The organism is Vescimonas sanitatis (genome assembly GCF_049060325.1).
Lineage (GTDB): Bacteria > Bacillota > Clostridia > Oscillospirales > Oscillospiraceae > Vescimonas > Vescimonas sanitatis.
This window is the reverse complement of sequence record NZ_JBMGPW010000004.1, coordinates 253121-260639: the sequence shown is the minus strand read 5'-3', so window position 1 is coordinate 260639 and position 7519 is coordinate 253121. Positions and strand designations below refer to the sequence as shown.

General features: G+C 53.9%; 5 protein-coding genes and 1 tRNA gene. 3 read left to right on the top strand and 3 right to left on the bottom strand.

All coding sequences use genetic code 11. The features are described 5' to 3' along the window. Positions 1-156 precede the first annotated feature (156 nt). From ACOMDU_RS07155 to ACOMDU_RS07145, 3 genes are read left to right on the top strand one after another with little or no spacing between them, the layout of a single operon-like run. The gene (locus ACOMDU_RS07155; protein ID WP_421129713.1) at positions 157-1761 is read left to right on the top strand and encodes a site-specific integrase; all 1605 of its coding nucleotides are present in this window, start codon (positions 157-159) and stop codon (positions 1759-1761) included. Between the two features lies 1 nt (position 1762). Continuing rightward, entirely contained in the window at positions 1763-2731 is a 969-nt protein-coding gene (locus ACOMDU_RS07150; RefSeq protein WP_421129712.1) for a tyrosine-type recombinase/integrase, read from the top strand. Then, positions 2724-3749: a tyrosine-type recombinase/integrase gene (locus ACOMDU_RS07145; protein WP_033119148.1), complete on the top strand. Its 1026-nt coding sequence runs from the start codon at positions 2724-2726 to the stop codon at positions 3747-3749. The genes ACOMDU_RS07150 and ACOMDU_RS07145 overlap by 8 nt, the downstream gene beginning before the upstream one ends. A 658-nt stretch (positions 3750-4407) precedes the next feature. On the opposite strand, the gene ACOMDU_RS07140 is transcribed toward ACOMDU_RS07145, so the two are convergent. From ACOMDU_RS07140 to ACOMDU_RS07130, 3 genes are all read right to left on the bottom strand, one after another. Next, positions 4408-4483, bottom strand: a tRNA-Gly gene (locus ACOMDU_RS07140). 88 nt (positions 4484-4571) lie between these two features. Beyond that, positions 4572-5210, bottom strand: a complete 639-nt coding sequence (locus ACOMDU_RS07135; protein ID WP_421129711.1) for a hypothetical protein — start codon at positions 5208-5210, stop codon at positions 4572-4574. Between the two features lie 24 nt (positions 5211-5234). Continuing rightward, positions 5235-7475, bottom strand: coding sequence for a DNA gyrase subunit A (locus ACOMDU_RS07130; protein ID WP_421129710.1), 2241 nt, complete (start codon positions 7473-7475; stop codon positions 5235-5237). Between the last annotated feature and the right edge of the window lie 44 nt (positions 7476-7519).

Sequence of the window (7519 nt, the reverse complement as noted above, 5' to 3'; positions counted from 1 at the left end):
GATTATGCCGAGAAAATAGTTATTCCGAAGTCATTGCATAGAGTCTTGTAAAACAAGGATTCTCCGCAAAAACTTCGGAATAACAAAGCGGGCCTCATTTTATATAATGTGGACATGCAGACAACCGTCTGACACCACAAAATATAAGGAGGGCCTATGAAACTGATTGAATTAGACGCAACTGCACAGCGTGCCCTGGAGTTGTTAACCAATGCGGGGATGAGTGATGGAAGCATATACGACTATACTCATACGGGTTTTGGCAGCATACTTCGACATTTTCACACAAAAGGCATACTATATGCTACAGCAGAAATGCTCGATAATTTTTTGCTGGAGCAACGCGCGCTTTTGGACCAAGGAGATATCTCACAATGGAAATGGGGACTTGTTCGCAGGAGTTGTGAGCTTCTGAAACAATGTTCAGCGACGGATTCTATTGATTTGCCTGACCTTCAGCCATGGGACCCTGTATGGAATCGTCCAAAGCAAATCATCCAACACGACGCACCGACGGCGAAACAGTTTGCCGAATCGGAAAATATTTATGTGCTTGTCTGGATGGTCAACAAGCGTATGGAACAACTTGGCCTTTCGGAAAGTACGGTTCGCCATTACACGGAAGAGGGATTAGCCGTCATTTTGAAAAAGCACTATGATTCTGGTACAGAAAGTTACTCAGACAAACTTATATCCCAGCTTACAGAGGAGCGAAGACTGCAATATGAGCAAGGGGAGGTTGGCAGAACTGCTTATCAGAATTTGCGCAAAGCGGCGGCGATGCTCCAGGAGTTCCGCCTGACAGGGAAAATCACGCTGGAAAGGATTCCTAATTGGGGACGGCGCGAAGTTATTCCTCAGCACAAAGCGATTCTGGATAAATTCAGTGCGCATGTCACAACGCAGAGCAACTGGGCTGAAAGTTCCGTTAGCACAGTTACAAGTGTGGCTCGTGTATTTTTGCTTGAATTAGAGGACCATGGAATAGTCTCCATTGAAACTGTCGCAATGATGGATATTGCCACATGCGTTACAAGAATGCTTGGACGATACACTGGTGGAATGAGATCTGCTCTTTTTGGCATTCGGACCTTTCTACAATTTTTATATGAGGCCGAGATCACTGCGGATAATTTTTGCAAAACACTCCCGGAATTTGTTTGCCCTCGGAAGAACTTTCGTGAAGGATTTTCCGATGATGAATTGGAACGTCTACTTTCTCAGCCAGATATCACATCTGCGGTCGGGAAAAGAGACTACGCTATGATGGTTTTGGCAGTGCAAAGCGGCTTGCGGTCTTGCGACATCATACGGCTCACATTTGACTGCATCAATTGGAGAACGAGGGAAATTCGTGTTGTTCAGCACAAAACAGGACAACCAATCGTAATTCCTCTTGAACCGGAAACAGGCAACGCTATAGCAGATTACTTGTTAAACGGGCGCCCCAAGAGTTCACTACCGCAAATTTTCCTCTGTCACGTCGGCGCTGTCCGTGCTTTGAAAAGTCGAACCGGAAGTGCAATTGTCTCCAAATACATGAAGGGCGCAGGAATTCATTCCGGGTATCGCGGATTTCACAGTTTCCGGCGCACCTTCGCTACAAATCTGCTCCAGAACGAAGTGCCAATTGAGTTGATCCAACAGATGCTGGGCCAAACTCATATTGATTCAGCAAAGCCGTACCTGTCCATTGACGAACAGGGACTGAAGCGATGTGCATTGCCCCTGCTCTCTCATGGAAAGGAGGTAGGGAACTAAAATGATGTACACCTTTAAGAGTTGTTTTGCATCTCAGATCGAGGATTTCATTGCTCAGAAAAACGCTCTGGGGTTTGGTTATCTGGAGTCCTCCCGTCTCCTGCGAGACTTTGACCGCTTTTGCCTGACGCATTTCCCGGAAGAAAATACACTGACCAAGGAGCTTTGCTTAGCTTGGGCCACGAAAAAGGATACCGAAGGCAACAATACCTTCCGCAACCGTATGATGCCGGTGCGTGAGTTTGCCAGATACTTAAACCGCAACGGCGAAGCTGCTTACATTCTGCCGCCAGATATTGCCCGAAAAGATGCGCCGTATGCGCCGTACATCTACACCGAGGCAGAAATTCAGGCTATTTGGAATGTTCTTGACGCCTTAAAACCGCGTAGGGGCTTTCCTGTACGGCATTTTGTGATTCCTGCCATGGTGAAACTGCTGTATTGCTGCGGCTTGCGTCCGGCAGAGGTCAGGCGGTTGCGCGTTAGAGACGTAGATCTGGACAAAGGGCGGCTGAATATTATGGAGAGCAAGCAGCACAGAAGCCGTATAGTCATGATGGCAGATGATGTGGTGGAAATGCTCTCGAATTGTAATGCTGTTGTCTCCGCTGTTATGTCGGGTCGTGAGCCCTTCTTTCCCAACACTGAGGGCGGCTATTATGGGAAACGCGGATTGGAAAAGATCTTTCGTCAGACTTTGAGGAAAGCCGATATTGACAGAACTGGGCGTCGTTCCCCACGCCTTTATGATTTTCGCCACACTTTTGCCACCCACAGGCTGTACCACTGGATGAACGAGGGCAAAGATCTGAACGTTATGATTCCCTATCTGAGTGCGTACATGGGCCATGCGCAACTCTCGGACACCTATTACTACATTCATTTAGTTCCTGGCTTGTTGGAGGAAATGTCCGGGTTCACGTTTTCTTCTGCCGAGGCATTCTTGCCGGAGGTAGGAAACGATGAGTGATTTCTTTGATGCAATCCGGCGTTTTCTGCTGGACTATCTGCCCAAGCAGCGCTGCCTTAGTAAAAATACGATTCTCTCCTACAGACAGACACTCAATATTTTCGTGGCTTATATGAGGGATGAGATAGGGATTGGAGCTGCTGAGCTGACCTTCTCTCGTGTTGACCGGGACGTCATTCTTAACTTCCTAACCTGGCTGGAAAAGGCGCGGGGATGTAGTGTCTCTACCCGCAACCAGCGTTTAATGGCATTGCGGTCTTTCCTGGACTTCGCTGGACAAATCGATTGTACGCAGACGTCATTGTATCTTTCTGCCTGCAATATTCCCTCCAAGGAGGCTCACGGGCGAATCGTTGAATTCCTGACCGAACCGGCGTTGACCGCGCTGCTTCAACAGCCCAATCCTTCCAGGCAGAAAGACCAGCGGAATCTTGTATTCATGATCCTCATGTATGATACCGCTGCCCGATGCAGTGAGCTTCTCGATATGAAGGTCTGTGACCTGCGTCTTGACGCAAAACATCCAATTGCGTACTTGCATGGTAAGGGACGAAAAACCCGTACAGTGCCGTTGCTGAACAGAACAGTCCAACACTGCAAACAGTATCTGAACAAATTCCATCCCAACAAGGATGACTACAGTGAGGCACCGTTGTTCTATACCGTGATCCATGGGAGGCAGCAAAAGATGTCTCCTGATACGGTAGCAGCATTCTTTGCGAAGTATGGGAGCATGGCAAAGGCGGTTTGTCAGGAAGTTCCTGAACATATCCATCCGCACATGATGCGGCACACACGGGCGATGCACTTATACCAATCCGGGATGCCCATGGTACTTCTTTCCCAATATCTTGGCCATGCACAGGTTGAGACAACAATGATCTATGCTTATGCGGATACCGAGATGAAACGTGCCGCAATTCAGAAAGCTGATGCTGTCCGCGGAACCAAGCCCGTACCGGATGAGATTTGGGCTGATAACGAGGAAATGATTTTGAAGTTATCTGGTCTGCTCTAATCCTATTGTTCTATATATGCCGATTATGTTATTCCGAAGTTTTTGCTGGTAACGCCTTGTACTACAGGGTTTGCAGCGATTACTTCGGAATAACTATTTTCTCGGCATAATCCNCTGTCCGCGGAACCAAGCCCGTACCGGATGAGATTTGGGCTGATAACGAGGAAATGATTTTGAAGTTATCTGGTCTGCTCTAATCCTATTGTTCTATATATGCCGATTATGTTATTCCGAAGTTTTTGCTGGTAACGCCTTGTACTACAGGGTTTGCAGCGATTACTTCGGAATAACTATTTTCTCGGCATAATCCCCGCACGGGGAGCTCTCATAGCGCTGGATCTAACGCGCTGCGCGCAGGTCGAGGCAGCGAGTTCAAGCCTGCCCGCGGCATTCCAAAAAGAAAACACCATCCTGACGGATGGTGTTTCTTTTTGTGATTGCCCACAGGCTTTGTTGTCTGCACTCCCGCATACCGCAAAAGTAAAAAACGTAACGAGGCTCGACTCGCTACCGGCATCCCACGAATGGCAGAGCCATTCGCAGGAGCCCTGCCGGACCTCTTGATTTAACGCGCTGCGCGCAGGTCGAGGCAGCAAGTTCAAGCCTGCCCGCGACATTCCAAAAAGAAAACACCATCCTGACGGGTGGTGTTTCTTTTTGGAGCGGGCGACGAGGCTCGAACTCGCTACCTCGACCTTGGCAAGGTCGCGCTCTACCAGATGAGCTACGCCCGCAAACGCAAGGTAGATTGTAGCAGAAAACACGCTGCTTGTCAACCCTGCATTTTTATTTTTTGTAAAAACGCTGCCGTCGCGGCACGGGCTACCGCATGAGGATCTCCACCACGCCGGCATTGGCGGCGTTGGGATAGAAATTCGTCATCCAGCCGCTGCCGCCCATGGCGCTCTGCACCTGGTACACCGTCTGCTGCACCTGATAGGACTGTCCTTCAAAGGCGCTCAGCTGCACCACCAGCTCCGTTTTGCCCGCCTGGGCCGCCTCGGTCAGCAGATCGTGCAGAGCAGAGACATTGGTGGCATGGACGATGTCGATGAGCTGCTGCTCGGTCTTCTTATAGCCGATGGTCACGGTGATCTCGCTGTAATTCCGGGCGGAATCGTCCACGGTGTACTGGATATAGGACACCGCATAGGAGCCCATGGGCGTGTCCTTCTCCACCTCGCGGCAGGCCTTCTCCGCCGCGTCGCCGGCATCCAGCCCCTCCTGGGCGTAATAGAGCCAGATGGTCCCCTCCTCCGCGTGGTTGCCCACGAAGATGAGGATATTGTTCACCAGATCCTGATACGTGTCCGCCCGCAGCACGTCCCGTCCCTCGCCCTCGTAATAGGTAGGACTGTGGTCCTTGACCTCGTACCACTCCCGATTCAGCAGGCTGCCGCAGCCGGTCAGCGACACCGTCAGCAGCGCGCACAGCAGCGCCGCGCACCATCTCTTTACCATGTCCGTGCCCTCCTTTCCGTCTCGTTACAGCAGCTCCAGCTGCTTCTCCTCGCTGTCCTCCGGCTTCAGGAGCGCACCCGCCGCGGGGATGGTCCGCGTCCGGTAGCGGGCACCGTTGACGATGCCGCATTCCACCGCGGGAAGCACCTTTTCCAGCCGGTACTTGGGCTTGATGTTCATCACCTGCACGCCCTGGGTAGAACGGGTGGTCTTGGGCGAGAGCAGCGCCGTGTGCACCAGCAGAGCCCGGGGCTCGTTGGTCTCCAGCGCCAGCTCCGTATCCTCCGTCAGGTGTACGGCGCACACCAACGGGAACTTGTCGCAGTAGGCGCCAGTGAGCTTCCGCCGATTGGACACCGTGGCGTAGGCGCTCAGCGCCACACGGGCGGCACGGCCGTTCTCAAAGAAAAACACCACGCTGCCGCTGTAATCTCCCGGCAGGCACAGCCAGATCACATTCTCGCCGGCGTCCATGCCCAGCTTGGCGGGCAGGTAGTCGCCCAGGGCGGAGGCCTTCGTCTCGCCGAACTCACTGGCACGGCTCTTGTACACCTGGCACTTATCCGTGAACAGCAGCAGCTCCGTGCTGTTGGCGGCCTCGAAGTACTGCCGCAGGCTGTCGCCCTCCTTGTACTTCTGCTCGCCGGACATCCGCAGGGACTGGGGCGTGATCTTCTTGAAATAGCCCTCCCGGCTCAGGAACAGGTGGACGGGGTAGTCCTCCACCGGCTCCTCGTCCGGCTCCTCCGGCATCTCGTGACTGTATACGATCTCCGTCCGCCGGGGCATGGCGTACTTCTTCTTCACGTCCTCCAGCTCGTTGATGATGATCTTGCGGATGCGGCCCGGCTTGGCCAGAGTATCCTCCAGGTCCTCGATCTCGTCCTGCAGGGCGCTGGTCTCCGCCACCCGCTTGAGAATGTACTCCTTGTTGATGTTCCGCAGCTTGATCTCCGCCACGTACTCCGCCTGCACCTGATCGATGCCGAAGCCGATCATCAGGTTGGGGATGACCTCGGCTTCCTCCTCCGTCTCACGGATGATCCGGATGGCCCGGTCGATATCCAGCAGGATGCGCTTCAGGCCCTGCAAAAGGTGAAGCTTTTCCTTTTTCTTATTCAGGATAAAGTACACCCGCCGCTTGACGCAGTCGGTGCGCCAGGCGGTCCACTCCTCCAGGATTCCGCCCACGCCCAGCACGCGGGGCATACCGGCGATGAGGATGTTGAAGTTGCAGCTGACGGTATCCTGCAGAGGCGTCAGCCGGTACAGCTTGGCCATAAGCTTGTCCGGGTCCACGCCCCGCTTCAGGTCGATGGCCAGCTTCAGGCCGCTGAGGTCCGTCTCGTCGCGCATATCGACGATCTCCTTGACCTTGCCGGCTTTCACCAGCTCCGCCACCTTGTCCAGAATGGCCTCGATGGTGGTGGAGTAGGGGATCTCGTACACCTCGACGACGTTTTCCTTCTTATCGTACCGCCATCGGGCGCGGACCTTCAGGCCGCCGCGGCCGGTGCTGTAAATGGCCCGCAGATCGTCGCCGTCACAGATGATCTGGCCGCCGGTGGGAAAATCCGGTGCCAGCAGCGTGGAGGTGATGTCGTGGGCGGGGTTTTTCAGATAGGCGATGGTGGTATCGCACACCTCACCCAGATTAAAGCCGCAGATCTGGCTGGCCATGCCCACGGCGATGCCCTGGTTGGCGGACACCAGCACATTGGGATAGGTGGTGGGCAGCAGCGCCGGCTCCTTGGTGGTGTTGTCGTAGTTGTCCACAAAGTCCACGGCATCGCAGTCCAGATCACGGAACAGCTCGGCGCAGATGGGGGCCAGCTTGGCCTCGGTGTACCGGCTGGCGGCATAGGCCATGTCCCGGGAGTACACCTTGCCGAAGTTGCCCTTGCTGTCCACAAAGGGGTGCAGCAGGGACTCGTTGCCCTTGGCCAGGCGGACCATGGTCTCGTAGATGGCCTGGTCGCCGTGGGGGTTCAGGCGCATGGTCTGGCCCACGATATTGGCGCTCTTGGTGCGGCTGCCGGTCAACAGGCCCATCTTGTACATGGTGTACAGCAGCTTTCGGTGGGAGGGCTTGAAGCCGTCGATCTCCGGGATGGCGCGGCTGACGATGACCGACATGGCGTAGGGCATATAGTTCTCGTCCAGCGTGGCGGTGATGGGCTGTTCCACCACAGCGCCCCGCAGGCCCATCACGTTGGGATCGCCCGCGTGCCGTATTTCTTTTTCCTCGGTTTTCTTTTTTGCCATAGGAACGGTGTCCTTTCACTGTCTAAAGCCTGCTGCCGCAGGCC

Excerpts from the sequence above, each read along its gene's own strand:
- ACOMDU_RS07145 (WP_033119148.1), top strand. The coding sequence starts at position 2,724 with ATGAGTGATTTCTTTGATGCAATCCGGCGTTTTCTGCTGGACTATCTG.
- ACOMDU_RS07135 (WP_421129711.1), bottom strand. The coding sequence starts at position 5,210 with ATGGTAAAGAGATGGTGCGCGGCGCTGCTGTGCGCGCTGCTGACGGTG.
- ACOMDU_RS07150 (WP_421129712.1), top strand. The coding sequence starts at position 1,763 with ATGATGTACACCTTTAAGAGTTGTTTTGCATCTCAGATCGAGGATTTC.
- ACOMDU_RS07155 (WP_421129713.1), top strand. The coding sequence starts at position 157 with ATGAAACTGATTGAATTAGACGCAACTGCACAGCGTGCCCTGGAGTTG.
- ACOMDU_RS07130 (WP_421129710.1), bottom strand. The coding sequence starts at position 7,475 with ATGGCAAAAAAGAAAACCGAGGAAAAAGAAATACGGCACGCGGGCGAT.